The 26,933-nt window shown below is 55.6% G+C and carries 22 protein-coding genes; 10 read left to right on the plus strand and 12 right to left on the minus strand.

Translation table 11 applies throughout. The features are described from left to right. The first annotated feature begins 97 nt into the window (after positions 1 to 97). The 4 genes from AB9F26_RS04005 (at position 98) to AB9F26_RS04020 (ending at position 5,553) form a co-directional block, all read left to right on the plus strand. A complete protein-coding gene (locus AB9F26_RS04005; protein WP_369767336.1) occupies positions 98 to 1,048 on the plus strand; it encodes a TAXI family TRAP transporter solute-binding subunit in 951 nt (316 codons plus the stop codon). A gap of 63 nt (positions 1,049 to 1,111) precedes the next feature. After that, positions 1,112 to 3,049 carry a TRAP transporter permease gene (locus AB9F26_RS04010; RefSeq protein WP_369767337.1) on the plus strand — a complete coding sequence of 646 codons (1,938 nt, stop codon included), beginning with the start codon at positions 1,112 to 1,114 and terminating at the stop codon, positions 3,047 to 3,049. Next, complete coding sequence (locus AB9F26_RS04015; protein WP_335583496.1) at positions 3,046 to 4,041, plus strand: amidohydrolase family protein; 996 nt, start codon at positions 3,046 to 3,048, stop codon at positions 4,039 to 4,041. The genes AB9F26_RS04010 and AB9F26_RS04015 overlap by 4 nt, the downstream gene beginning before the upstream one ends. A gap of 48 nt (positions 4,042 to 4,089) precedes the next feature. Further along, on the plus strand, positions 4,090 to 5,553 hold the full coding sequence (locus AB9F26_RS04020) for an amidohydrolase family protein (protein WP_335583495.1): 1,464 nt from the start codon (positions 4,090 to 4,092) through the stop codon (positions 5,551 to 5,553). A 55-nt stretch (positions 5,554 to 5,608) separates the two neighbouring features. Here the strand turns inward: AB9F26_RS04020 and AB9F26_RS04025 are convergent, their stop codons facing one another. Continuing rightward, positions 5,609 to 6,166 carry an NADPH-dependent FMN reductase gene (locus AB9F26_RS04025; protein ID WP_335583494.1) on the minus strand — a complete coding sequence of 186 codons (558 nt, stop codon included), beginning with the start codon at positions 6,164 to 6,166 and terminating at the stop codon, positions 5,609 to 5,611. A gap of 284 nt (positions 6,167 to 6,450) precedes the next feature. On the opposite strand from AB9F26_RS04025, the gene AB9F26_RS04030 reads away from it, so the two are divergent. Then, entirely contained in the window at positions 6,451 to 7,407 is a 957-nt protein-coding gene (locus AB9F26_RS04030) for a glutathione S-transferase family protein (RefSeq protein WP_369767338.1), read from the plus strand. Between the two features lie 14 nt (positions 7,408 to 7,421). Here AB9F26_RS04030 and AB9F26_RS04035 read toward each other — a convergent pair whose 3' ends face one another. Beyond that, positions 7,422 to 7,895 (minus strand): Lrp/AsnC family transcriptional regulator, encoded by a 474-nt coding sequence (locus AB9F26_RS04035; protein WP_038999978.1) that lies wholly within the window; start codon positions 7,893 to 7,895, stop codon positions 7,422 to 7,424. 132 nt (positions 7,896 to 8,027) lie between these two features. Here AB9F26_RS04035 and AB9F26_RS04040 point away from each other — a divergent pair, with 132 nt between their 5' ends. The 3 genes from AB9F26_RS04040 to AB9F26_RS04050 are packed head-to-tail and all read left to right on the plus strand — an operon-like array spanning position 8,028 to position 12,577. Further along, the gene (locus tag AB9F26_RS04040) at positions 8,028 to 10,418 is read left to right on the plus strand and encodes a transketolase (protein WP_369767339.1); all 2,391 of its coding nucleotides are present in this window, start codon (positions 8,028 to 8,030) and stop codon (positions 10,416 to 10,418) included. Further along, entirely contained in the window at positions 10,415 to 11,089 is a 675-nt protein-coding gene (locus tag AB9F26_RS04045) for a glutathione S-transferase family protein (RefSeq protein ID WP_369767340.1), read from the plus strand. Before AB9F26_RS04040 ends, AB9F26_RS04045 begins: the two co-directional genes overlap by 4 nt. A gap of 18 nt (positions 11,090 to 11,107) precedes the next feature. Then, positions 11,108 to 12,577, plus strand: coding sequence for an aldehyde dehydrogenase family protein (locus AB9F26_RS04050; protein ID WP_369767341.1), 1,470 nt, complete (start codon positions 11,108 to 11,110; stop codon positions 12,575 to 12,577). Positions 12,578 to 12,789: 212 nt separating this feature from the next. Here AB9F26_RS04050 and AB9F26_RS04055 read toward each other — a convergent pair whose 3' ends face one another. Genes AB9F26_RS04055 through AB9F26_RS04085 form a run of 7 tightly spaced genes read right to left on the minus strand, consistent with a single transcriptional unit; the run spans position 12,790 to position 21,136 of the window. After that, positions 12,790 to 14,076, minus strand: a complete 1,287-nt coding sequence (locus tag AB9F26_RS04055; RefSeq protein ID WP_369767342.1) for an NAD(P)/FAD-dependent oxidoreductase — start codon at positions 14,074 to 14,076, stop codon at positions 12,790 to 12,792. A 5-nt stretch (positions 14,077 to 14,081) separates the two neighbouring features. Beyond that, on the minus strand, positions 14,082 to 15,539 hold the full coding sequence (locus AB9F26_RS04060) for an NAD-dependent succinate-semialdehyde dehydrogenase (protein WP_369767343.1): 1,458 nt from the start codon (positions 15,537 to 15,539) through the stop codon (positions 14,082 to 14,084). Continuing rightward, positions 15,539 to 16,819 carry a 4-aminobutyrate--2-oxoglutarate transaminase gene (locus AB9F26_RS04065; protein WP_369767344.1) on the minus strand — a complete coding sequence of 427 codons (1,281 nt, stop codon included), beginning with the start codon at positions 16,817 to 16,819 and terminating at the stop codon, positions 15,539 to 15,541. The genes AB9F26_RS04060 and AB9F26_RS04065 overlap by 1 nt, the downstream gene beginning before the upstream one ends. A 33-nt stretch (positions 16,820 to 16,852) precedes the next feature. After that, the gene (locus AB9F26_RS04070; RefSeq protein ID WP_335583486.1) at positions 16,853 to 17,533 is read right to left on the minus strand and encodes a type 1 glutamine amidotransferase; all 681 of its coding nucleotides are present in this window, start codon (positions 17,531 to 17,533) and stop codon (positions 16,853 to 16,855) included. A 3-nt stretch (positions 17,534 to 17,536) separates the two neighbouring features. Beyond that, positions 17,537 to 18,505 carry an agmatinase gene (speB, locus tag AB9F26_RS04075; RefSeq protein WP_369767345.1) on the minus strand — a complete coding sequence of 323 codons (969 nt, stop codon included), beginning with the start codon at positions 18,503 to 18,505 and terminating at the stop codon, positions 17,537 to 17,539. Between the two features lie 7 nt (positions 18,506 to 18,512). Continuing rightward, positions 18,513 to 19,823, minus strand: coding sequence for an FAD-binding oxidoreductase (locus AB9F26_RS04080; RefSeq protein WP_335583484.1), 1,311 nt, complete (start codon positions 19,821 to 19,823; stop codon positions 18,513 to 18,515). Further along, entirely contained in the window at positions 19,823 to 21,136 is a 1,314-nt protein-coding gene (locus AB9F26_RS04085; protein WP_369755606.1) for a glutamine synthetase family protein, read from the minus strand. Before AB9F26_RS04085 ends, AB9F26_RS04080 begins: the two co-directional genes overlap by 1 nt. A 129-nt stretch (positions 21,137 to 21,265) precedes the next feature. Between AB9F26_RS04085 and AB9F26_RS04090 the strand changes: the two genes are divergently transcribed. Continuing rightward, positions 21,266 to 21,955, plus strand: coding sequence for a GntR family transcriptional regulator (locus AB9F26_RS04090; protein ID WP_038999990.1), 690 nt, complete (start codon positions 21,266 to 21,268; stop codon positions 21,953 to 21,955). A 26-nt stretch (positions 21,956 to 21,981) separates the two neighbouring features. Continuing rightward, entirely contained in the window at positions 21,982 to 23,475 is a 1,494-nt protein-coding gene (locus AB9F26_RS04095) for an aldehyde dehydrogenase (protein ID WP_369767346.1), read from the plus strand. A 51-nt stretch (positions 23,476 to 23,526) separates the two neighbouring features. Here AB9F26_RS04095 and AB9F26_RS04100 read toward each other — a convergent pair whose 3' ends face one another. The 3 genes from AB9F26_RS04100 to AB9F26_RS04110 are packed head-to-tail and all read right to left on the minus strand — an operon-like array spanning position 23,527 to position 26,898. After that, positions 23,527 to 24,861, minus strand: coding sequence for an FAD-dependent oxidoreductase (locus AB9F26_RS04100; protein WP_369767347.1), 1,335 nt, complete (start codon positions 24,859 to 24,861; stop codon positions 23,527 to 23,529). After that, positions 24,828 to 26,216 carry a glutamine synthetase family protein gene (locus AB9F26_RS04105; protein WP_335583479.1) on the minus strand — a complete coding sequence of 463 codons (1,389 nt, stop codon included), beginning with the start codon at positions 26,214 to 26,216 and terminating at the stop codon, positions 24,828 to 24,830. Before AB9F26_RS04105 ends, AB9F26_RS04100 begins: the two co-directional genes overlap by 34 nt. Positions 26,217 to 26,250: 34 nt before the next feature. Then, positions 26,251 to 26,898: a GntR family transcriptional regulator gene (locus AB9F26_RS04110; RefSeq protein ID WP_369767348.1), complete on the minus strand. Its 648-nt coding sequence runs from the start codon at positions 26,896 to 26,898 to the stop codon at positions 26,251 to 26,253. Positions 26,899 to 26,933: the final 35 nt, after the last annotated feature.

Below are 26,933 nucleotides of genomic sequence, written 5' to 3' on the forward strand. Positions count from 1 at the left end.
TCGGCGGTGCCTTTCGTCCTTTGGGCGAGGGACCCAAACTTGCAACCCGGACGCTGCATAAGGCACGCCGGTAAGGACCATTAGGGAGGAGACCCAAATGAAAACGTTACTACTTACGACAGCCTTCACCTGTGCCGCCATCGGTGCGCAGGCGCAGGTGTTGACCATCTCGACCACCAATCCCGGCGGGCTAACCCATTCCATCGGCTCGGCCATTGCCAAGACCATTACGGACACCACAGATATCAACGCGGTTGTGGTTCCTGCGGGTGGATCACCAATGCCCGCCGTTGCAGGGGGCGAGGCCGATTGCGGAATCAACGTCGCGTTTGATGTGTCTTACTACACGAACGGCACCGCCTTCTACGAAAGCGAAGGCAAGCATAAAAATTTGCGCATGGTGGCGGCGGTTTTGCCTTCGCAGGTGACGCTTTATGTCCGCACAGACGCCGAAGCACATGACATCGCAGACCTAAAGGGCCAGCGGTATCCCGGCAGACTCAACGCGCAACTTGCGATTGGGGCGGTCTATGACACCTACCTGAAACTGGCAGGATTGAGCCGCGATGATGTTGAAAGCATCCCCGCGCAAAGCATCGTTCAGGCGGCAAATGACTTTGCTTCGGGTCGCAACGACACTTTCTTGTTCTCGGTCGGTTCGGCCAAAGTGTTGGAAGTTGACAGTTCGGTTGGTGGCCTGAAGGCGCTGCAAATCGACGCGTCGGATGCGAACAAGGCGATCCTTGCGGAAAACCTGCCTGGTGCCACGTTTGTTGCCCTGCAACCTGGTGCGGCGCCCCAGATCGTCGAGGAAACCAACGTCATCGCCTATGATTTGGTGCTGTTTTGTGCTGAGTCCGTGCCGGATGAAACCGTCGCTGCTCTGACCCAAGTTGTGCATGACAACAAGTCTGCGCTGGCGGAAAGCTTCAAGGCGATGAACCGCTTTGAACCGGCCAACATGGCGCCAGAAGTCCCCGGTGTCGACTATCATCCCGGTGCCGTGAGCTATTACGAAACCGCGGATCTCTGGCCACCAAAAGGCTAAGCCAAACTGGGTGGCCGCAACCGCTCGTGGCCACCCAGACCAATTTTCCAGAAAGTAGATGCGATGTCTGACCAGAACGAAATACAATCGGGAGCCGGCCTTTCCAATCGTTGGCTTGTTGGTCTGCTGGCGGCTTTGTTGCCGTTGGGCACTGTGGCTTGGGCGTTGGACCTGCCGCGTCGAGCGGGGCTTTTGGTGTATCCCGAAACCTTTGGCGGAGTCATGTTGGCCGTCGCAATTGCGCTGGTTTATCTGGCGGTGCCTGCAGGCGAAGGACGGCGACGCAGCCACGCGCCTTGGTACGATGTGATCCTTGCCGCCATCGGGTTCGTCGTCTGTATTTTTCTTGCCATTCAGTTCCCGCAGCTTTCGATTGCTTCGGTCAAAACGCCCCCAGGGCTGCTCACAGCGGCGCTGGTGATCCCGCTCTTGCTCGAAGGGGCGCGCCGGACGGCAGGCTTGCCCATTGTGCTGGTTGCTGTCGGGTTTCTGGCACTGGGCTTGATGGCGCATTTGCTGCCCAGCCCGCTGACGGGGCGCAATGTGTCCGTACAAAGCCTCGGCTGGTATCTCGCGTGGAACAACAGCGCGATCCTAGGCACACCGACCATGGTTGTGGTGACGGTTGTGGTGGCCTTTGTGTTCTTCGGGCAGGCCTTGTTCATGTCTGGTGGCGCTGGGTTTTTCACCGATATTTCCTTGGCACTCATGGGGCGCTACCGTGGCGGTCAGGCAAAAATTGCCATCATCGCCTCGGCGTTATTTGGCACAATTTCGGGCAGTACCGTGGCCAATATCGTTTCTACGGGCGTGGTCACAATCCCGATGATGAAGCGCGCAGGCTATCGCGCGCATGTGGCGGGGGCGGTGGAATCCGTTGCCTCGACGGGCGGACAGTTGATGCCACCCGTGATGGGCGTCGCCGCCTTTTTGATCGCTGAATTCCTCCAAATGCCTTATGGCGCGATTGCCTTGGCGGCGCTGATCCCCTCGGTTATTTATTTCGCAGCCCTCTTTATCCAAGTTGATCTGGAGGCCGCGCGCCACGGCATTACCCGCGTGGCCGAGTCCGATATTCCCCGTGCCCGTGCTGTGCTCAAGGCGGGGTGGTACATTCCCATTCCGTTCGCAATCCTGATCACCTGCATCTTCTGGCTCAATGTGCCGCTGGATCTGGCCGCGCTTTATGCCACGGTCGCCGTCATCGTGAGCGGTGTTTTGTTTGGCTATAACGGCCAGCGGATCGACCTGCGCAAACTGTGGGATATCCTGACCAAAACGGGCATCGGCCTGTTGGATATCCTGATGATCGCCCCGCTCGCAGGGATCGTGATCGGCGTTTTGAATATCTCGGGGTTGAGCTTCACATTGGCGCTGAGTTTGGTGGCAATGGCAGGGGGCAGCGTACTCGCATTGCTGTTCCTGACCGGAGCGGTCAGCATCGTTTTGGGCATGGGGATGCCCACGGTGGGCGTCTATATCTTGCTGGCCACGCTGGTTGCGCCTGCACTCATGCAGGTGGGAATTGATCCGCTCGCGGCGCATCTGTTCATTTTCTATTATGGCATGTTGTCGATGATCACGCCGCCTGTGGCGATTGGGGCCTTTGCTGCGGCCTCCATCAGTGGAGCCAACCCAATGCGCACGGGGTTTACCTCCATGCGGTTTGGCTGGGCGGCCTTCGTCATTCCGTTCCTTTTTGTCTATTCTCCCAGCCTCCTGATGCAGGGCGGCTTGGTTGAAACCGTGCTGGATGTGGCCACAGCACTTGCGGCTGTCTGGCTGATCGCGGCGGGTTTCACAGGCTTCAGCTTGCGCCTGATTTCGGGCCCACAACGCATTGTTTACGGGCTGGCGGGGCTTTGTCTGCTCCTGCCTGTCGGGATGCTGGACTGGAGTCATATTGCCAACCTCGTGGGCGTCATCTCGGGTGTTGGCCTGCTGGCGTTTGACCTTATCCGGCGCAAAAATACGCTTATAGTACAAGAGAGCCTCTCATGATTATCGACATTTACACCCACATTTTTCCACAACCTTATTTCGACGCTTTGATCCGTGAAACGGCGGGTCTGGGCAGTCTTGGCGAGCGTATGAAAGGGGTGCCGTCGGTTATCGATTTGGATGTGCGGTTCCGCCAAATGGATGAGGTCGGAGCCTACCGGCAAGTGATCAGCCTACCTGCACCCACGCTTGAGGAGGTCGCCGAACCCGCCCTTGCACAGCGCCTCGCACGGCTGGCGAATGACGGCTTGGCCGATTTGGTGGCGCGCCATAACGACCGCTTTCCCGCCTTCGTCGCCAGTGTGGCGCTCAATGATATCGACGGGGCGGTCGCCGAGGCACAGCGCGCGGTTACCGAATTGGGCGCCAAAGGCATCCAGATTCACACTAATATGTGCGGTCGCCCGCTGGACGATCCTGAGTTTTTGCCGATCTTTGATGTTGCTGCGGAATTGGGGGTGCCGATCTGGCTGCATCCGACCCGCAGCGCCGCGATGAGTGATTATGCCGCCGAAAAGAAATCACGTTTCGAGATGTGGTGGTGCTTTGGCTGGCCCTATGAAACCTCCATCGCGATGGCGCGGTTGGTGTTTTCTGGCCTGTTTGATCGCCATCCTGATCTGCGCATCATCACTCACCATCTGGGCGGGATGATCCCCTATTTCGACGGGCGGATCGGCTATGGGATGAAAATGCTGGGCAGTCGCACGCCTGATGAGGATTACAGCCAAGTCCTGCCCGCGCTAAAGCGTCCGCATTTGGAGTACTTCCGCGAGTTCTATGGTGACACGGCCTTGATGGGCGGCACCTCGGGGCTCCATGCTGGGCTCAAGTTTTTTGGGGCGGATCAAGTGGTTTTTGCCACCGACACCCCCTTTGCCCCCATCAAGGCCACCATTGACGCAATCGACGCGCTTGATCTCTCGGATGTAGATCGCCGCAAGATATTCAGCGGCAACGCCGGACGCCTTCTGGGCCTTGATTTTTCGTGATTTGGCAAACGGCTATTTTGCAATAGAACTTTACCACAGGAGACAATAATGAAACCTTCAATGACACCAAAATGGGCGCGAATTTTTTCCCAGATTTGCCGCAGAACTGCAGGCGCTGGCGCTTTATCGGTCCTACCCGGCCTTGCCTGTGCCGCCGTAATTATCCAAAATGTCACGGTTGTAGATACCCAAACTGGTGACGAGACGCCCAATATGTCCATCGTCATCGAAGGCAACCTGATCGCAGCCGTAAGCCCCTCCGACAAAACCACAGGAGCAGCCTCCGATGTCATTATCGACGGCAGCGGATTGTTTGCAGTGCCCGGATATAACGACATGCACAGCCATGCCCTGACCTCTGGCGACAGTGCGACCAACCTGCGCGTGATGCTGGCCAACGGCGTTACGGGTTATCGGCAAATGAGCAGTGCCGCTGAACTTCTGGCAGGTTTCGGCGACAAGCGCGGCGTGGCTGAAGGGCCTGATTTGCTGGCGTTGTCGGGCGCGATCCTTACGGGGGGCAACGTGCGCACGCCCGAACAGGCGGTAGAAGAGATCGCGGCTCAGAAAGCGGCTGGCGCGGATTTCATCAAAATCCTTGTCGAAAATCCACAGGTTTTTGTGGCCGCATTGGATGCCGCCGAGGCGCTAGATATTCCCATCGCGGGGCATTTTCCACCTAGTGTTTCAGCCGAGACTGCAGCCGCGCATGGCATGGACACAATGGAGCATCTCGGCCCGCGCGAGTCGCTTTTGTTGAGCGCCTCGAGTCAAGAAGACGAATTGCGTACCCTGATCGCCAATGCGCCTCCGCCCCCACCACCATCCGCCCCCCCCACACCGGCGTTTTATGAACGGCTGATCGCCAATCCGATCCCCTCGACTTCTCCACAACAATTCGCGAGCATGTTCGCGATGGCCGATAGCTATGACACCGACAAGGCCGCGACGCTCGCCCGTATGTTGAAGGAGCACAACGTCTGGCAAGTGCCGACCCTGATCCGATTGCGCACGATGAACCATGGCGACGACCCCCACTATAGCGAAGATCCAAACCTTGTTTTTGTCACCGACGAGCAGCGCGCGTTGTGGCAAAATATCGCTGCGGATTTTGCTGCCAGCCTGCCTGAAGGGGCGAAGGTTGAGTTGGACCGTATGTATGATGCCCAGATGAAACTGACGCTTCAGATGGCGCAAGAGGGTGTGCCAATGTTGGCGGGCTCGGATTACGGCGGTCAATGGCTGGTGCCGGGTTTTAGCCTGCATCAGGAATTCGCCGAGTTGGCCAAGGCGGGATTGACACCGCTGCAAATCCTGCAAATGACCACGTTGAATGCTGGACAGTTTCTAGACCGTGATATGGGCCAAATCGCGGCGGGAATGGCGGCGGATCTCGTCTTGCTCAGCGCGGACCCACTGGCCGATGTGGCGAACCTGAACCAGATCGAAGGTGTCGTGGAGTCAGGAACCTATCTTGATCGCGCCGCACTTGACGCGCTGCTGGTCCACTAAAAAAAGCGCGCCATCCGAGGGGTCGGTTGGCGCGCGATCTATTAAAAGGGGCCTTTTAGCTCGCAGTCATTTTACCCACTAGTTTTTCCATCCGCGCCCCGAAATCGGCGATAAACCCGGAGAGCGTTTCGTCGTCCATCTGGCCATCATCTCCGATCATGGTGGGCGATTTGAAGGTGATGTAGACCTCCCCCGGCATGACAATCGCGCCCTGAATGGCGAGGATTTGGCGTAGGTGTTGTTGTCCGACGGCGGTGCCGATCCCACCGGGAGACGCGCCCGTCATTGCGATCACTTTGTCGCGCCAGATGTTTTCTGCGGGTGGTTTTGACCCCCAATCAACGGCGTTTTTCAAAACACCGGGGATTGAGCGGTTGTATTCTGGCGTAACGATGCAAACCCCGTCGCACTCACGGATGGCCTTGGTAAAAGCATTCACCTCTGCTGGTCTTTTGCCTTCCAGATCGCCGTTGTACCATGGCATTTCCTCCATGCTCACAGGGATGAAATGCAAATTGGCGGGGGCCGATAACTTGATAGCGCGGGCCAGTTTCTGGTTGATAGAACCAGTGCGCGTACTGCCCACTAGCAGGGCGATAGTATAATCTGTCATGGTAATCCTTTGTCAAAGAGATGCTCAAGTTTGCTAAATGCGATGAAGCGTCCCTTGATCACCAACTTTCGATTATGACCGGAGCAAACGTTTCTCGCAAGCAGGGGGCGTGCCCGCTGTCGTGACGCAATCCGATCCTCAAAGTATGCTAGTTTGCGGATCGACCTGGGTCAATTAAATAATACATTATTTTATAATTAATCTATTGTTATATAGGCTGACCCTGCTATTGTTTTGCCTATACCGCAGGATTGGCGGGAGGCGAAATAAAGGAAGGTAGGACTTTGACACACGATTCCACCCAACAAATTCTTTCCCAATTAACGACGCGATTTCCGGGCGTTCCTGTCGGCCCTGAAGCCATCCCGCGTCACCATTTTTTCCACGCGCCGAATTCAATATGCTCACAAAAAGTGCGCGCTGTTTTGGCGTATCATCAAGTTTCCCATAGTTCCCATCTGCTCGATATCTTCGCGGGCGAGACGTATGATCCTGCCTATGTTCGCGTGCGCATGCAGGGCTGTGCGCGCCTTGGGGTGCCATTGGCGGCCCAACATTTAGGGACGACTTCGGTCGAGGCAAGCGGCTGTGACGGGTGTGTGGTGCCTACATTGGTTGATGCGCAGGACAAAACTGTTTTCGTGGATTCCTTGCGCATTTGTCAAATGCTGGACGCCTCGGAGGGGGGCGGGGCCTTGGTTCCCGCTGCCTTGCGCGCTGCCATTATGGCCGAGCTCGCAGTGGTGGACGATCTGCCAAACTACCAAAATCTTGCCGTTCGGGTGGTGCCCGCATCGGCGCCCGGAAATGCGTTTGCAGCCAGCAAGGTTGCCCGCTGCGATACGCTTCTGGCGGAATTTGGCGACGATCCTGTATTGCGCGCGGCCTATGAGGCCAAGCGCGCAAAGGAGCAATTCGCAGCGGATATGCTGTTCGATGAAGTCGCCCTTACCCGCGCGCGTCAGGCTGTTGTCGACGCCTTGGATGGGCTCGAAGATCGGCTTGCCGACAGCAATGGTCCTTGGTTGTTTGGCGCGACAATTACCATGGCCGATCTCTTTTGGGGCGCGGAGTTGATCCGTACTGAGGATGTCGGGCAGGGGCAATTATGGCAGCTTAATCGGTTGCCATATGTGGCGGCGTACTATGCGCGCCTTTGTGCGTTGCCAGCCCTGTGTTCGGCCATAGTCGACTTTCCCGGAGCCCGTTTGGCCCCGCCGAAATCCGCGGTTTCCGCATGAGTTTTGGCAGGGCTTCAGAGGTCCAGCGTGCGGGACAATCCGGCCTTTACGCGTCGCAACGGCACCGAACTTTCGATCGAGGCCACGCCGGACACTTTGGTAAACGAACCTGTCAAGAAACGCTCGAAATCCGCCGGACTGCGGGTGGCAATGCGCAAAAGGTAGTCGCGATTTCCGGTCATAAGCCAGCAATCAACCACCTCGGGAAAGCTGCGCACGGCGGCCTCAAAGCTGGCCAATGCATCGTCAACTTGTCGGGCCAGTTTGACCGAGACAAAGACCGAAAATTCATACCCCAAGGCCGCTTCATCAATCAGGGCTGCATAGCCGGTAATGATCCGGTCTTCTTCCAAAATACGCAACCGGCGGGCCACCGGAGAGGGGCTGAGGTTGACCTGTTCGGCAAGGTCGTTGATCGACGCGCGCCCGTTGGTTTGCAACGCGCGCAGGATGCCAATGTCGTAGGAATCCAGTTTGGCGATTGTCATGGCGATTCTCCAGTTGTTTGATGAATATCACCACAAATCGAGAAGATTGGCGACGGATATAGTGAAAAAATCCGTAAGTTTAGTTGTAATGTCGCGCAAGTTGCTCCGAAACACACTCTCTGAGGTCCTCCCATGAAACCTACTGACGCCGCTCATTTAAAAACCCTGGAAGACCGCCTGTTGTGGCTGTCTCACTGGATGATCCACCATGCCAACCACATCCGTCCAAAAGAGGACGGGATCAAGGTAGGTGGGCATCAGGCCAGTTCGGCGTCGATGGTGTCAATCATGACCGCGCTTTACTTTTCGGCGCTCAAACCCGCGGATCGTGTGGCAGTTAAGCCCCATGCCTCGCCTATCTTTCATGCCATGCAATATCTGATGGGCAATCAGACCCTCGACAAGATGCAGAACTTTCGCGGTTTCGGCGGGGTGCAATCCTACCCCAGCCGCACCAAAGATGTGGATGACGTGGATTATTCGACGGGCTCGGTTGGGCTGGGCGTGGCGATCACGGCTTTTGGGTCGATCGTTCAGGATTACATCTCGGCAAAAAGCTGGGGCAAGGGCCTGACGCTTGGGCGGCATGTGGCGCTTGTGGGCGATGCCGAACTTGACGAGGGAAATGTTTACGAGGCCTTGCAGGAGGGCTGGAAAAACGATCTGCGCAATTGTTGGTGGATCATTGATTACAACCGCCAGTCCCTTGACGGGGTGGTGCGCGAAGGGCTTTTTGAGCGGATCGAGAAAATATTCGAGGCGTTTGGCTGGAATGTCATTCGGGTGAAATATGGCGCGTTACAGCGCGCGGCCTTCCTTGAGGCGGGCGGCGAGGCGTTGCGCGCGTGGATCGATGCCTGTCCGAACCAGCAATATTCGGCCCTGACCTATCAGGGTGGCGCAGTGTGGCGCAAACGTTTGATGGACGATTTGGGCGACCAAGGGGCAGTGACTGCCTTGATCGAGAAACGTTCTGATGACGACCTGGCCGCATTGATGGAGAACCTCGGCGGCAATTGTGTTTCAACCATGGCGGATGTTTTTGCCAGCGTCACCGATGATAGCCCGACCTGTTTTCTGGCCTATACGATCAAAGGGTGGGGCACGCCGATTGCGGGCCACAAGGACAACCACGGCGGCTTGATGACCAAGAACCAGATGGCCGACTGGCAAAAGCGCATGGGCGTGCCTGATGGCGAAGAGTGGGACAAGTTCGGCACCGTCGCGGATACCGCAGGGTTGCAAAACTTCCTCGACAAAACTCCGTTTTTCGCCGAGGGGCGTAGAAGGTATTCCGACGATGTTCTGCCTGTGCCTGCTATCGCCTTGTCATCGGATCGCGAGATTTCGACGCAAATGGCCTTTGGCAAAATCCTTGATGATCTGTCCAAAGGCGACAGTGATCTGGCCGAACGGATTGTCACCATGTCGCCCGATGTGACGGGCACCACAAACCTTGGCCCTTGGGTAAACCGCCGCAAACTATTTGCCCGCAAAGCGCAGGCCGACGCCTTTATTGAGCATCGCATTCCGTCCACGGCGAAATGGGAATTCACACCCGACGGCCAGCATATCGAGCTTGGCATTGCCGAAATGAACCTATTCCTGTTGCTCGGGGCGGCGGGCTTGTCCCATTCCTTGTTTGGCAAGCGTTTGATCCCGATTGGCACGCTCTATGATCCCTTTGTAGTGCGCGGACTCGATGCGTTGAATTACGCCTGTTATCAGGATGCACGTTTTATGGTTGTGGGCACGCCCTCCGGTGTGACGCTGGCCCCCGAAGGTGGCGCGCATCAATCCATCGGCACTCCGCTAATCGGCATGAGTCAGGACGGGCTGGCGGCGTTTGAACCCGCCTTTGCCGACGAGTTGGCCACGATCATGGAATGGGCTTTTGGCTATCTTCAGCGCGACGGGGCGGGTGATCCGGATGAGCGCACTTGGTTGCGGGATGAAACCGGTGGCTCGGTCTACTTGCGGCTCTCGACCAATCCAGTGGAGCAACCGGGAAAACGGCCCGATGAAGACTGGCGACAAGGCGCAATTGACGGCGCTTATTGGTTGCGCAAACCGGGGCCAAATTGCGAAGTGGTGATTGCCTATCAAGGGGCCATTGCACCCGAAGCCATCCGCGCCGCAGGGGCCATCGCCGAACACAGGCGCGATATCGGCGTTCTGGCGGTCACGTCCGCTGACCGTTTGAACGCAGGCTGGACAGCGGCACAACGGGCGCGCGCGCACGGCCAGTTTGAGGCGACGAGCCATGTGGAGCGGTTGATGCAAACCCTGCCGCGCCATTGCAAATTGGTAACCGTTATTGACGGCCACCCAGCAACCCTGTCGTGGCTTGGCTCCGTCCACGGGCACCAGACTATACCGCTCGGGGTGGAACACTTTGGCCAAACGGGCACCATCAATGACCTCTATCGCCACTTCGGCATCGACGCCGACAGTATCATCGGCAAAATCAACGGCTTAACGCCGGGCCGCAGCATGGCGGTCTCAAGGAATGAGCCTCAATGACCCAGACAATAATTTTCAGCTACCCCGGCGCGTGTTCGCGCGTCACAATGACGGCACTCGAAGAAATCGGCGCGCCCTATGAGGTGCGCTGGATCGACATCATGTCTCAGGCGCAATATGCGTCGGAATATCTGGCGAAAAACCGCAAGTCCAAGGTCCCCGCGCTAGTGGTCGAGGGCACAACCCTCACCGAAAATGCGGCGATCCTGAACTATTTGCATACAGCCCATCCGCAGGCAAAACTGTTGCCCCAGACGGGCAATGCGATTGAGGATACCCAAGGGCTCAGCGATCTGGTGTGGTGCGGCGGCATGTTGCATCCGATGGTGCGTCAAATACGGGCACCGCAAAAATGGACCAAAGGCAGCGAAGCCGAAACCGCAGGCATCCGAGCAGACGGGATGGAGAAATTGGCCAAGGAATGTGCCTATATCGAACAGCGGCTCGCACAGGCGCCGTGGTGGTATGGGGCCGATTGGTCGATTGTTGATACCTATCTTTATTGGGTGGTCTCGACGGCGGCTAAGTCGGTTTTTTCTACAGCGGATTATCCGGCCATCACCGCCCACTCGCAACAGGTCCGCGCGCGGCCTTCGTTTCAACGCATGTTGGCGCGTGAAGTCGCGGCACTCTCATCCGACGGCATTGCCCTTGACCCCACAAGCCTCTGACACAGAAGGAAAACTTGAATGTCGAATTCCAACAATTGGCGTAAAACGCATTTCATTAACGGCGCGTGGGCGCCAGCCGATGAGCGCACCTTTGATGACTATAACCCGTTTAACGGCGAAGTGATCGCGCGCATTGCTGCGGGGGGTCGTGCCGAAGCCGACGCAGCGGTTGCAGCGGCGCATGCGGCCTTTCCAGAATGGGCCGCCATGACACCAGGCGCGCGGCAGGCGCTGTTCTTAAAAGCGGCGGAAATCACCGAACGGCGTCACGATGATGCTGTGCATCTGATGGCGGTTGAGGCGGGGACGGCCCGCGCATTTGCGTCTTTTCAGGTACGGCTCTCGGCCAGTCTAATGCGACAGGCGGCCTCGTGGGGTTACCTTCCGTATGGCGATCTGCTCAAGAGTGACCTTCCGGGCCGCATGGCCATGGTCGCGCGCAAACCCTTGGGGGTTGTGGCGGGCTTTACCCCGTGGAATGGCGCGTTCTATCTGGGATGGCGCACGTTCCTTTTGCCCATGGCGTTTGGCAATACCGTGGTGATTAAGCCCTCCGAGGAAGCGCCTTTGTCGGCGGGCTTGCTGCATGCCGAGATCCTCGAAGAAGCGGGCTTCCCCGCAGGGACGTTCAACGTTGTCACCCATGCACCGGGGCAGGCGGCGGCGGTTGCCGATGCTTTTTTCGAAAGTCGGGCGGTGCGGTGTATCAACTTCACAGGATCAGACAAAATCGCGCGTATTTTGGGCGAACAGGCAGGGCGATCTCTGAAACGCATGGTGCTGGAATTGGGCGGGTTCAACCCGATGATCGTGCTCGCGGATGCCGATCTAGACGAAGCCGCCAAGGCGGTAAACTTCGGCGCATTCTTCCATCAGGGGCAGGTGTGCATGAACACGCGCAAGGTTTACGTTGCGCGCGAAATTCACGATGAATTCCTTGAGCGCCTCACCGCACGGACGCAAACCTTGAAGTCAGGTGATCCGCTCACAGAAGGCGTGGTCGTCGGCCCACTGATCAACGACCGCGCCGTGGAACAGGCCCAAGGGCGCTTGCAAGACGCCCTCGACAAAGGGGCGCGGCTGGTGTTGGGCGGCACGGTCAAAGGCCGCATTTTTGAGCCGACGATCCTTGCTGACGTGCCAAAAGATGTGGTGGCGACGCAGGGCTGTGACGAAACCTTCGGCCCGTTGCTAATCATCGAAGCGTTTGACGATCCAGAACAGGCGCTGGTCGATGCGCAGGACACGCCTTACGGTCTTAGTGCTGCTATCATGACCGGAAACGCGGCCCGAGGTTTGGAAATGGCGCAACGGTTTGACACCGGTATTGTCCATGTCAACGGCGCAACAATGGCGGGCGAAGCGTCGCTCCCCAATGGCGGAGTCAAGGATTCTGGCTGGGGCCGGTCGGGTCACTATGCCGTCGAGGATTTCACCGAAATTCGTTTAACAACGGTCAGCAGCAAACCGGGGCACTTTCCTTTTTAACCAGTTTTCCCGTGGTGAATTTTGTATTTTCCACGGGGAAATGGAAGGCCGCCATCCGTAAGAGAGCTCTCGCTGATTTGGTGCTTTTTCGTTTGTTCGATCTCACGGTCCAATTAAACATACTGCGCCTGAACCTGTCAGGGAAAGGCGCAGTCCAGATGATTGCGCGTCATTTGGCGTCGAAATTTTCCGCAAGCTATGGGGCGGGTGCCTTAACTGGCGATCCTGTCCCGCATACGATAATACGCCATGCCCACTGCGATCATGAGGCTCCCCATGCTGCGACCAACAGGCAAACTCCAATGGCGCACATTTTCAAAAACGTTGAATTCTGAGGCCTCTCCAGCGATTTTTCGTGCGGTGAGGTCGGCGAGGACATGCGTGAGGGCAATCCCATGGCCCGAGTATCCCTGCACATAGAAAACGTCTTTTGAGAGGCGACCCACTTGCGGAATGCGGTTCAAGATGATCCCATCAAGCCCCGCCCAACTGTAATCAATACCGACACCTTTGAGGCGCGGGAATGTGCGCTCCAATGCGGGGCGAAGTTCCGCCGCGATGTCGCCGCTGTCGCGTCCCGAATAATTGGTGCCGCCGCCAAACATGACGCGGTTGTCCGCTGTCAGACGGTAGTAATCCAAAATGAAACGCCCGTCATAGACCGCGATATCCTGTGGATTGATCGCCCGCGCGACGTCGGCGTCCAGTGGTTCGGTTACCATATTTGCTAAAGAGGCGGGGAACAGTTTTCCGCGAAGTTTTTCCTGCTCCAGCAGATGATAGGCATTACCAGCAAGGACAATTTTATCTGCTGTGATGACGCCGTTTTCGGTCACAAGTTTTGGCCGTGCACCGTATTCAATGGCTGTAACCTTAGTGTTCTCGAAAATCTGCGCGCCCAGCGATTGGGCCGCCAGCGCTTCACCCACACATAGGTCCAGCGAATGCACGTGCATGTTGCGACGGTTGAGCAACCCGCCGATATAGAGATCGGATTCTAGATACTCGCCCATTTTGTCCGCGGGGACCATTTCAAGGTGATCCTGCATGCCGCGCGCGCATCCTTGCTCAAAGGTCGCCGTCAACTCGCGCAGATGGCTTTTGTTCAAGGCCGTTTGCATTTGCCCGAACTTTAAATCGCACTTAATCCCGTATTTTTCCACACGGTTTTTGATAATATCGTGGCCCCGCCACCGTAAATCCCAAACGAAATTAGGGGCTTGATCGCCCAAGGTGCGTTTGAATTCACGCTCCATTGCGGTGTCGCCAGATAGGCTTCCGGTAATTTGCCCGCCGTTACGCCCCGTCGCGCCCCAACCGATTTGGTTGGCTTCGCAGACAGCAACGCGCAGGCCACGCTCCGCAAGCTCAACGGCCGTTGCAATCCCCGTAAACCCCCCGCCAACGATGGCGACATCAACGTCGATGTCACCATCCAACGCTGGAAACCCGTCCTTATGACGGGCCGAAGCGGCATAGTAGCTTTTAGCATGCTCCAATTTATTTACTGCACTTCACCAAAACACATATACTTTAGCTCAAGGTAATCTTCTGTGCCGTATTTCGAGCCTTCGCGCCCGAGACCAGATTGCTTAACCCCGCCAAATGGGGCGACTTCAGTAGAGATCAGACCTGTGTTGATGCCCACAATCCCTGTTTCCAAAGCCTCGGCCACGCGCCAAATCCGATTAACGTCCTGTGCATAGAAATACCCAGCGAGGCCGAATTCAGTATCATTCGCCATGCCAATCACTTCTTCTTCGGTTTCAAAACGGAAAAGTGGCGCCAAGGGGCCAAAGGTTTCTTCGCGCGCGACGGCCATGTCGGGCGTCACGTCCGTGAGAATTGTGGGCTCAAAGTAGGTTCCGCCCAAGGCATGCCGCTTGCCGCCCATGGCAATTTTTGCGCCTTTTCCCGTGGCATTGGCGATGTGCTCTTCGACCTTGAGCACAGCCGCGTCACTGACCAGTGGGCCTGTTGTGATGCCTGCCTCCATGCCATTGCCGATAGTCAGCGCCGACATCGCCGTTTGAAGCTTGGCCGCGAAGGCCTCATAGACACCCGATTGAACGTAAATGCGGTTGGCGCAAACGCAGGTTTGACCGTTGTTGCGGAACTTCGAGATCATGGCGCCCGTGACGGCCGCATCCAAATCGGCGTCGTCAAAAACAATAAACGGCGCGTTGCCGCCCAGCTCCAAGCTCATTTTTTTGATGGTGTCCGCACATTGCTGCATTAGGATTTTCCCAACGCGCGTGGACCCCGTGAAGGTGATTTTCGCCACTTTGGGGTTTTCGCAGAGTTCCTGTCCCGTTTCGGCGGCATTGCTCGACGGAATGATATTCAAAACCCCTGCTGGAATGCCCGCACGTTCGGCCAAAACGGCCATGGCCGTCGCCGACAAAGGCGTGAGTTCCGCAGGCCGCGCAACGAAGGTACAGCCAACCGCCAAAGCGGGAGCGACCTTGCGAGCGATCATTGCGTTGGGGAAATTCCACGGCGTAATGGAGCCAACAACGCCAATGGGCTGCTTGATCACAAGGATACGTTTGTCGCGTTGGTGGCCCGGAATAACATCGCCATAGATGCGCTTGGCTTCTTCGGCGAACCACTCAATAAAGGACGCGCCGTAGAGGATTTCGCCTTTGGCTTCGGCCAATGGTTTGCCCATTTCCGCCGTTAGAATGGCCGCCAAGTCATCGGCGTTCGCAACCAAGAGGTCGTACCATTTGCGCATAACCCCCGCACGTTCCTTGCCCGTCCATTTGGCCCATTCCTTTTGGGCCTTATGGGCGTGGTCGATCGCGTCGCGGACCATCTCGACGGGCACATCGGCGACTTGTACAATTTCTTCGCCGGTTGCCGGATTGAGAACGGCAAAGGTTTTCTCGGTCTCAATCCACTTGCCATTGATATAGGCGCGCGGTTCCAAAAGGCTGGGATCGTTTAAAGCGAGGGTCATTATGCATCTACCTTTGCTGCGGAGATTGAATCTTCAAGGATATCAAGCGCTTCAGCAAAGATATCGTCGGGAATAGTGATCGGCGCAAGGAAGCGAAGGACGTTGCCATACACGCCACAGGTGAGCAACACGAGGTTGCGTTTGAGCGCTTCCATCCGCACGCGGTTAGTGAAATCCGCATCCGGCTTGGAGCCATCAACGGTGTTAAATTCTGTGGCCACCATAAAACCTTGGCCACGAACATCAACCATTTGTGGCGTCGTTTGCCTGATTTGTTCTAGGCGCTGTTTTAGGCGCGAGCCAAGCTCGTTGGCGCGGGCGCAAAGGTCTTCTTCCTCAATCACATCCAAAACGGCGTGCGCCGCCGCAATTCCAAGGGGATTGCCGCCGTATGTTCCGCCCAAACCACCCGGATTTGCGGCGTCCATAATCTCGGCTTTTCCCGTTACCGCAGCAAGGGGCAGGCCGCCCGCAAGCCCTTTGGCCATCGTCGTAATATCGGCGGACACGTCATGGCCATCCATCGCAAACATCTGCCCCGTACGCGCAAATCCTGTCTGAACTTCATCCGCGATCATGACGATCCCGTGCTCATCACACAGGCGGCGCACTTCGCGCATGAGGGCCGCAGGGGCGGCGTAAAATCCACCTTCGCCTTGGACGGGTTCGATAATGATCGCCGCAACGCGGGTGGGATCAAGGTCTGCTTTGAAAAGCTTGGTCAAGGCGGACATCGACTCGTCGGTTGAGACACCATGTAGTTCAATCGGAAACGGGATGTGATAGACATCGGGCATCATGGCGCCGAAGCCCTTTTTGTAGGGCTCAACCTTGCCCGTTAGCGACATGCCCATAAACGTGCGTCCGTGAAAACCCCCGCCAAAGGCGACAACCGCAGGGCGGCCGGTATACGCGCGTGCGATTTTGATCGAATTTTCAACAGCTTCCGCGCCCGTGGTCACAAACACGGTGCGTTTTTCAAAGTCACCAGGAACGATTTCATTCAGCCTCTCACCCAAGCTGATATAGTTTTCATAGGGCAAAACTTGATGGCACGTATGGGTGAAACGGGTCATTTGGTGTTGGACGGCGGCCATGACTTTTGGGTGGCAATGCCCCGTGTTAACCACGGCAATCCCCGCTGCGAAATCAATGTAACGGGTGCCTTCAACGTCCCAAACTTCGGAGTTTAACGCACGGTCAACATAGATTTGCGTCATCATGCCTACGCCACGGGCGATTGCCCCCGTGCGGCGTTCTGCGATTGCTGCGTTTGTCATTTCGGTCTCCATTATCTTTATGGCGATAAGCTCTTAAGGGCGGTCAGCTTTGAAAAACTTCTCGATGTGATCGGCGAAGGATGCGGAGGTTAGGTCTTCTCCCGCTCGGTTTGCGGCATCTTCGCGGACATCCACGGGCAATACCTTGCCACGGGTTGCCAATAGGTCGGTCAAGAAGGGGCCAGTGAACTCTGGATGCGGCTGAATTGTCAGTGCCTTGTTGCCATAGATAAGGATCGCATTCTCGCAGAATTCCGAACTGCCAACAACCTTTGCCTCCGCTGGTTTTTCGACGATTTGGTCTTGATGCCAGGCGATGATATTTTGTTCGCCAAACATGTCAGACGTATATTTTTGTGGGCCGACGGACCAGCCTTCCTTGAATTTTTCGACCTTCCCACCCAAAGCTTGTGCCAGAATTTGATGGCCGAAACAGATGCCCACAATCGGAATGCCCGACGCATAGGTTTCCCGCAGGAAATCTTCGAGCGGCGCAATCCAGTCATGGTCTTCATACACGCCAAACCGCGATCCGGTAATCAACCAGCCTTCCGCGTCATTCGGGCTGGTGGGGAAAATCCCGTCGAGGACGGGGAAGTTTTCAAACTCAAAGCCTTTGCCCTCAAGGAGCTTCACGAAAAACTCGTTATAGTCGCCATGTTCGTCTTGGGTTTCGTCGGGTGCGTGGCCGGTTTGAAGGATGCCGATTTTCATGGATTAAATCCTTCCAACGGGTGCGGTTTTTGCCCCCATCTGTTCGGCAAGCACACAAAGCCAATCATGCGCCACGTGCGCTGCTGCAATGGCGGTAATCTCCGCGTGATCGAACGGAGGCGAAACCTCGACGATGTCCATCCCAATGAGGTTTAAGGGCTTGAGGCCGCGCACGAATTCCAACGCCTGCCACGACGCCAGCCCCCCCGGAACAGGCGTCCCTGTGCCCGGTGCAAATGCAGGGTCCAAGCCATCGATGTCAAAGCTCAGATACACCGGCGCATCGCCTGCACGCTCGACCGCAATCTTGATCGCGGCGTCAATTCCGTTGCGATGAATCCACGGACTGGTGAGCAATTCAAACCCGTAATCACTGGAATTATAGGTCCGCAAGCCCACTTGGGTTGAGCCGCTCACATCGATGATCCCCTCGTTCGCCGCACGCGCAAACATTGTGCCGTGGTTCATCTCAGTGCCGTTGTCTTCCCATGTGTCGCAATGCGCATCAAATTGAATGAGGGCGATGGGGCCGTGTTTTTCTGCATGGGCTTTAAGGAGGGGGTAGGCGATGGAATGATCGCCGCCAATCGTGAGGAGGCGTGTGCCTGTGGCGATGATCTCGCGGGCTTGCGCTTCGATCGCTGGTTTGATCGTTTCGGGGTGATGTGGATCAAGAAATACATCGCCGAAATCGACAACCGATAGGGTTTCGAACGGGTCAAAGCCCCACGGAAACGCTTGCAGTTCCGCGAGTTGGACGGAGGCCGCGCGCACGGCTTGCGGGCCGAGGCGACATCCGGGGCGAAAGGTGACGGCGTTGTCAAAAGGTACGCCCATAACGGCCACATCGACCGCCGTCAAATCGCGGGAATATTTGCGCCGCAGAAAGCTTAACGCGCCCCCGTAGGTCATTTCTTGCCATCTGCCTTTGGGGTCAGCTTTTCTAAATGCTTGATCGCCAGTATTTGTCATTTCAGTCTCACAATCCAAACCGGTCTTTAAAACCATAATACCACGAGCCAATCACGGAGTAGGGCACGCGGAACATGCGCCCACCGGGGAAGGGAATCCACGGGACATTGGCAAAAACGTCCAAACGGGTGCGGTCACCGTCAATCGCTTCGGCCAAGATGCGACCGAAGGTATGCGATCCGGTAATACCGTGCCCAGAATAGCCATGCGCGAAATAGGTGTTGTCGTTTAGGCGGCCCATTTGCGGGACGCGGCTAAAGGATAGGGCGAAGTTGCCGCTCCATGCGTATTCGACCTTTTTGTCGCGCAACTCAGGGAAGACTTTATCCATGTTTTTGCGCAGTTTTGCCTCGATATTCTTGGGGTCAGCGCCGCCGTAAACGGTGCCGCCGCCAAACAAAAGACGGTTATCAGCAGACAGGCGATAGTAGTCCAGAATATAGCGAATATCTTCAATGCAAGTGTCCGTTGGAAGAAGGCGTTTCGCCAGATCATCGTCCAATTGTTCCGTCGCCATAACTTGGGTGGAAACCGGCATGACGCGACTGGTAAGCCCCGGCACGACGTGGCCAAGATAGGCGTTGCCACAGAGGACCAGCGTTTTGCAGGTGATCGTGCCAGTGTCGGTCGTGACCACAGGCTCCTTTGCGTCGCTGTTTACGCTGCGCACCATCGACATCTCAAAGATTGTACCGCCATTTTTCTCAAAGGCGTCCGCTTCTCCGAGGGCCAGATTGAGCGGATGCATATGCCCGCCCGCGTGGTCAATCATCCCGCCTGCATAGACGTCAGACCCGACGTAGTTCTGGATTTTGTCGGGGCCGATCATCTCTTGGGTTTCGATGCCATAGCCGCGCCACAAGGCTAGGCGCTCCTCTAGCTCCTTCATGTGGGCCGAGGTATAGGCGGTAAAAACATTGGTCGGTTTAAGGTCGCATTCAATGCCATAAGTGGCCACGCGCTCGCGGATGATGTCGCCGCCTTCCATGACTAAACCCGCAACAAAATTCGCGGTGTCTTTACCATAGCGACGGTCGATGGTTTGCAGTGAAGCGTTCAGGCCATTAACGACTTGTCCGCCATTGCGACCAGACGCGCCCCAGCCAATGCGTGCGCCTTCAACGATGGCGACTTGATAGCCTTTTTCCGCCAAATGCAGTGCGGTCGAGAGGCCGGAGTATCCTGCGCCTACAACACAAACGTCGAATTTTTGATCGCCAACCAAGGGCGCACGCAACGTCCGCGTGTTCGCGGAAGCGGCGTAATAGCTTGTGGTGTGTGCGCCATCACCCGCGTAGTTTTTTTGTGTAACGGCCATTAGACGACCTCCAAATATGTTTGATATTCTAACTTAGTTACTGTTTCGAGGAACCGCTCCAATTCCTGCCGTTTTGATTGCACGATAAGCTGGATGAGCGAAGGATCGAAAATTTCTGCGACGATTGGCCCCTGTTCAAAGGCGTCGATTGCCGCCGCCCAATCCAATGGGAGTTGCGGCATTCCGGCTTCATACACGTTGCCTGTCAAAGGCTCGGGGGCGCGGGTTTTGCCTTCGATCCCCGCGAGGGCGGCGCCCAAAATTGCGGCGAGAACAAGGTAGGGGTTTGCGTCGGCGCCCGCAACACGATGCTCAATGCGGCGCGCTTTGTTGTTTCCGCCGGGGATGCGAATGGCCGCCGTGCGGTTTTCATAGCCCCAAGCAACGGTCGTGGGGGCATGTGAATTGGGGCGCAGTCGACGGTAGCTGTTGAAATGTGGCGCAAAGAGTAGCGCACTTTCCTGCATTGCATCCGTAAGGCCGCCAATCGCTGCGCGCATGATATCCGAACCCTCCTCGGAGCCATCATCAAATACATTCTCGTCTTTTTCGTTCAGCAGGGAGAAGTGAACGTGAAGCCCGCTTCCCGCGCCATCGCCATAGGGTTTGGCCATAAAGGTCGCTGTGTGGCCATGGCTTTTTGCAAAGCCTTTGACGATGCGTTTGAACATCATAGCGTCATCAGCCGCGCGCAAGGGATCGTCGGTGTGCAATAGGTTGATCTCAAATTGCCCTGCGCCGGTTTCGGAAATCGCCGCATCAACGGGGATGCCACTCTCTGCACAAGCAGCATAAACGTCATCCAAAAACGGCGACAATCTCTCAAGTTCTTGCACCGAAAGCACGTTCTCGGTGTCGAATTTCTCGGACGATGGAATGCCGCCTTGTTCGTGCAGATCGGTGAGGTAAAATTCAAGCTCGGTCGCCACAACAGGGCGCAAACCAAGAGCCGCAAATCGCGCGACGACTGCCGCAAGCGCATGCCGTGAATCGGTGGGATGCGGCGCACCATTCTCATCATACATGCAAACTGGAACAAACCCAGAGGACGCGCCCATCCAAGGCGATGGCAGGATTTCGTCGCGGATTGGCAAGCAAATCCCGTCAGCGTCGCCTGACTCAAATACTAGTTCGCTGCCTTCAATATCACGGCCCCAAACATCGACCGTTGCCGCCGACATGGGCATACGAAGGGAGCCGTCAAAGACTTTATCTACTTGATCAATGGGCAATCTTTTCCCACGGAAGGCGCCGTTGATATCGCAAAGGGCCACCATAACCGAATTGTACTTGGGTTCAGACTTCGTGCTCATCGACATTACTTCCTTAAAATACGAGACCACAAAATAATGTGATACCCTTTGTCTAGTTGTGATAGCGTTATTGACAAGAGTCAAGCGTCCGACTAAGGATTTAGCATGAGCCAAGGGGAAAAACGCGCAATGAGTTTTAACATCCCAGAGATCGAAAATTCTGGTGAGCGGACAAGCCAAGAGTATGTCTATGCGCGTCTTCGGAATGCAATCATGGTGGGTGCAATTCCGACAGGGGAGTCCCTGACAATGCGTGGCTTGGCAGAGCAACTTGATCTCAGCCCTACCCCCATTCGCGAGGCCCTCCGCCGCTTGAGTTCTGAGTCCGCTATCGTGTCACAAGACAACCGTCGAATGCTCATTCCCTATATGACACAAGGCCGGTTTGAAGACCTGATCGCCACGCGGATCACGCTAGAATGCCACGCCGCCTTGCGCGCTTTGCCCTATGTCTCCGATATTTTGATAGAGGAGATGCGGGCGATAGATATGCAGATGGACGAGGCGTTGGTGCGGCTGGATTATGATGCTCTCACGGCGTTAAATCACGTTTTTCACAACCGTCTTTATCGTGCGAACCCAGACCATATTTCGATGCCCCTTGTCGAGAGTATCTGGCTTCAATTGGGGCCCTTTCAGCGGGAGGTGATATCCGAACTTGGCGCGTTTTACGAAATTGACCGACACAAAGAAATCCTAACAGCCCTAGACAATCGAGATGCCGACGGGCTGTCTTCTGCCATTCAAAAAGACATCGAAGACGGCGTTGCGGCCGCTGGTCGTGACGCCATTGCTTTACGTGATGACGTTGTTATCTGAAACGTCTCCAACCAACCGAGGTTCCTATGACACAGCAAACAACAGCCCATTGGCACGCCGCGGCCAAGTCCATGAAAATTCGGGCACATGGGATCATTGGCGGCAAATCCACACAGGCCCAAAGTGGCAAAACCTTTGCCTCCGTCAGCCCAATTGATGGCGCTCATCTGGCCGAGGTCCCGCTTATGGATTCGGCGGATGTCGACATGGCTGTTGCGAGCGCACGGACCGCATTTGAAGACGGGCGCTGGTCGCATCAACCGCCTGCGGCGCGTAAGGCGGTCCTGATGCGTTTTGCGGAGTTGATCCGTGAAAGCCGCGACGAACTCGCGTTGCTGGAAACGTTGGATATGGGTAAACCAATCGCCGACAGCCTCTCCATCGACGTGCGTGCCGTTGCCAATTGCTACAGCTATTACGGCGAAGCGCTCGACAAGGTTTACGACGAAGTTGCACCCACGGGGAAGGATTTCTTCGCCATGGTCACCAAGGAGCCGCTGGGCGTCGTGGCTGCAGTTGTACCGTGGAATTTCCCGATGCTCATGGCCTCGTGGAAGGTCGCGCCAGCCCTTGCTATGGGGAATTCAGTGATCCTCAAACCTGCCGAACAATCCTCGCTCACAGCGATCCGTTTGGCCGAACTTGCGCTCGAAGCGGGCGTCCCAGAAGGCGTTTTCAACGTGGTGACCGGACTTGGCCCTGACGTGGGTCGCGCACTGGGTATGCACATGGATATCGACGGGTTGTTCTTTACAGGCTCCACCCAAGTCGGTAAATATTTCATGGAATATGCGGCAAAATCCAACCTCAAGAAAATAGGTTTGGAATTGGGCGGCAAAAGCCCGAACATCATCCTTTCAAGCTACCGCGACACGGCCCATGCCGCACGGGTTTCGGCAAATTCCGCGTGGTTCAATCAGGGCGAAATGTGTACCTGTCCGAGCCGTTTGATCGTGGAAGACTCCATCCATGACGAGGTTATCGAGGTGCTCAAAGACGTGGCCAAAACCTATGCGCCCGGTGACCCCCTTGATCCCGCAACTTCGATGGGTGCCCTTGTTGATGCGCGCCACACACAACGCGTTTTAGGCTTTGTTGACATCGCGCGTGAAGAGGGGGCTGACGTAGTCATTGGTGGCCGAAAAACACGTGAAAAAACGGGTGGAAGCTACGTAGAACCCACGATTTTTGACAATGTGACAAACGACATGCGGGTCGCGCAGGAAGAGATCTTTGGCCCGATGATTTCCGTCATTTCGGTGAAAGATCAAGACGAGGCCATCAAGGTTGCAAACGACAGCCCCTATGGTTTGGCCTCGGCGGTCTGGACGGATGATCTCTCGACGGCGCATAAGATGTCCTCAAAAATCCGCGCAGGAATGGTCTATGTCAATTGCTACGATGCCGACGATATGACCACGCCTTTTGGGGGCTATAAACAGTCCGGTATCGGGCGGGATAAATCGCTGCATGCGCTTGATAAATACGTCGAACTCAAAGCGACTTGGATCAAGCTTTAAGCTTCCCACCAAAGTAAATCCTGCAAGCTCAGATTGGCTTGCAGGATTAGATTAAAGTTTATCGCGCAACGAATACCACAGCATAGCGAGGATCAGCATCGGGTGCTGCATTCTTGGGCCACCGGGGAAATGGGGCGTTGGAATTTGCGCCATTACATCAAACCGCTCGGATTGGCCTGCGATGGCTTCTGCTGCGATTTGGCCCGATAGGGTTCCAAGCGCAACGCCTGATCCAGAGAAGCCCGACATTGATAAAATGTTGCCCGCATAGCGTTCATAATGCGGCAAACGGTTCATGGTGATGCCCAATGTCCCCCCCCAAGCGTGGTCGATTTGCATGTCTGCGAGCTGGGGGAAGATTTCGCCCAACGGTTTGCGGACCTGTTTTGCTATGTCTTTGGGAAAGCGGTAACCGTAACTCTCGGTGCCGCCAAACAGCAGGCGGTTGTCGTCGCTGAACCTAAAATAATTCACCACGAATTTTGAATCTGCGACCGCGACATTGCCTTTAATGATTTGCTCTTGTTGCTCCGGACTCATCGGTGCGGTCGCAACTACGTAGTTATTGATCGGCATAACGCGGCGCGCAACATCGGAATGTAAATCGCCAATATAGCCGTTACAGGCCAAAACAAGTTGGTCGGCGGTTATGCAGGATTGATCCGTGTGGATTTTGACTTTTGCCCCTGTTTCAATTTTTGTAACCCGACTGTTTTCATGCAGCTTTGCCCCTTGCGCCACCGCCATCCGTGCCAGTCCCAACACAAATTCAAGCGGATCAATGTGACCAGATCGCGTATCGAGGGAGCCGCCAAAATAGACAGGCGAATTCACCGTTGCGCGCATTTCTTCTTGGTCTAGAAAACGGACGTGAGGATAGTCGTATTGCGTGTTCAACTTGTCGACATATTCGCGACTGTGGCGCACGAAACGCTCGCGGTGATCGGCATGTATTATGCCTGGATGGAAGTCAGCATGCACCAAATCCGAGCTGGCGAGTTCCCTGACCAACTCAACCGCCCGCGTGCCGATGGCCCAAAGCTCCTTGGCGCGCTCAAGACCGAATTTGGCTTCGAGTTCGTCTTGGTCAAGCCTCTGGCCCTGCCCAACTTGCCCGCCATTGCGCCCAGAGGCGCCAAATCCAACACGCTGTGCTTCGACAAGGCGCACGTCATAGCCGCGCTTTGCCAAATGCAGGGCCGTTGACAGGCCGGTAAACCCGCCGCCAATGACGCAGACATCGCATGAAACATCGCCTGCAATGGCGTCAAATCCGCCCAAATGTTTCGCCGCGGACGCATAATAGGACGGCGGGTAGGTGCCCGCCGTGTCATTCACAGTAAGGAGATCCCTCACACGTTTAACAACAGATGCTGCCGCTCCCATGGTGAAATTTCACGCTGGTACTCCTCGTTTTCCGCAAGCTTAATATCCAAATAAAGCTGACAGAACTCAGGGCCCAGAATTTCCCAAACTTCCTTGGCATCCGCGAAAATATCGAGCGCTGCGTTCAGGCTTGGAGGGAGGCGGTCGTCCGTTTCCCAGACCTCGTTTCTGGCTTCCGCACGCGGCTCAATCTTGTTTTTCATGCCCAGCAACCCACAGGCCAGAGACGTCGCAATCGCCAGATACGGATTGCAATCCATTCCGATTACGCGGTTTTCCAATCGGCGTCCTTCTGGAGGGGAGTGCGGAACGCGCAAACCGGTTGTTCGGTTGTCAGCGGCCCATTCCAAATTGGCGGGCGCGCTTTGTCCCTCAACGGTAATGCGACGGTAGGAGTTGATATAGGGGGCGAGCAACGGCACAGATTGCATCAGATATTTTTGCGACCCTCCGATGAAGTGATAAAACTTTTCGGTGGCAGAGCCATCCTCATTCGAGAAGATATTTTTGCCGGTTTCTTTGTCGACAATCGATTGGTGTAGGTGCATCGCGCTTCCAGGTTCGTCACGCATCGGTTTCGCCATAAAGGTTGCGAAAATGCCGTTCAGTAGCGCCGCTTCACGGATGGTGCGCTTGAAATAGAACACTTGGTCGGCGAGCAACAACGGGTCGCCATGTTGCAGATTAATCTCGATCTGGCCCGCGCCGCCCTCCTGAATGACGGTGTCGATTTGCAATCCCTGCGCCTCTGCGAAATCATAGATCGTATCAATAACGGGCCCATATTCGTCCACTGCGGACATCGAGAAAACTTGCCGTCCGGCACTTTTGCGCCCCGTGCGGCCAATCGGTGGCTCGATGGGCTCATTTGGATCGACGTTTGGCTTGGCCAGATAAAACTCGATTTCTGGGGCGACAACAGGTTTCAATCCTAGTTCATCATAGAGCTTTAGAACCCGTCGCAGTACATTGCGCGGCGCAACTTCTAAATCCGCACCCTCGCGGGTTTTCATATCACAGATAATCTGCAACGTCGGTTCACCCGCCCAAGGGGCCGCGGATGCGGTGTTCATATCTGGAACGAGGATAATGTCTTTCTCAAGCCACTGGTTCTCGATTTCCATATCCACAAACTCACCGGAAATCGTCTGATAAAAGAGCGAAATCGGCAGGTAGAATATCTCGTCTGGTTTAAACTTATATGCGGGCATCGCCTTGCCGCGCGATGTCCCAACGAGGTCTGGAATGATGCATTCCACCTCGTCAATGGAGCGACCATCAAGGTATTCCAAAAAAGCAGTTGGAAGACTGTCAGCCCACGATTCGGTTTTCTTGATTTTCCTAATTTTAGACACTTGTAGCTTCCTTTGCGATCTTTTGATCAAAAATTCAATTCGATGATGTGGTCGCGAGATTTAAACTTTGTTCTAAGTCCCCAGCCATGGCAATCGCCGCAGCTTCCTCATCCCGCTGTGCGAGAGCCTCTAGAAGCTCTGAATGTTTGTCCGGTAGGTTTTCAGTTCCATAGCGACTGCAATTGACGCGCAGACTTGGCCCAACTTGCACCCAAAGAGAGAGGGCCGCGCTAAAAAGGACGGGCGCTTGCGCCAAGGCATATATCTTGAAATGGAATCGATTGTTTCGTTCGAGGTATGTTTCGATATCGCCCGTCTCAATGGCGGTGTCGATTTCCGCGTCAATCGATGATAATTCCGTAATATCTTGTTTAGTAATGTTTTTTATCGCCCGACGTGTAAGCTCTGGTTCGACTTTTAAGCGCAAAAAATAGACGTCCTGAAAATTTTTAATATTCATTTCTGGCACGACAATCCGCCGATTTCCAAGCGTAACGAGTGCATTTTCCGCCGCAAGCCGCCGTATTGCCTCGCGCACCGGGGTCATACCCGCACCAAGACTTTCGGTTAATCCCATGATGGTTAGAGGCTGTCCTGGCGAAAAACGACCAAGCAATATCATGTCGCGCAGACGCTCATAAACCGCTTGGTGTTCTGGAATTTTTTTGGCTTCTATTGTCATCTAATTTACATACCGCTTTTTATGGGCTGACATCT

Origin of the sequence: Falsihalocynthiibacter sp. BN13B15 (assembly GCF_041205415.1) — a bacterium.
In the GTDB taxonomy this organism is placed as follows: Bacteria; Pseudomonadota; Alphaproteobacteria; order Rhodobacterales; family Rhodobacteraceae; genus Falsihalocynthiibacter; species Falsihalocynthiibacter arcticus.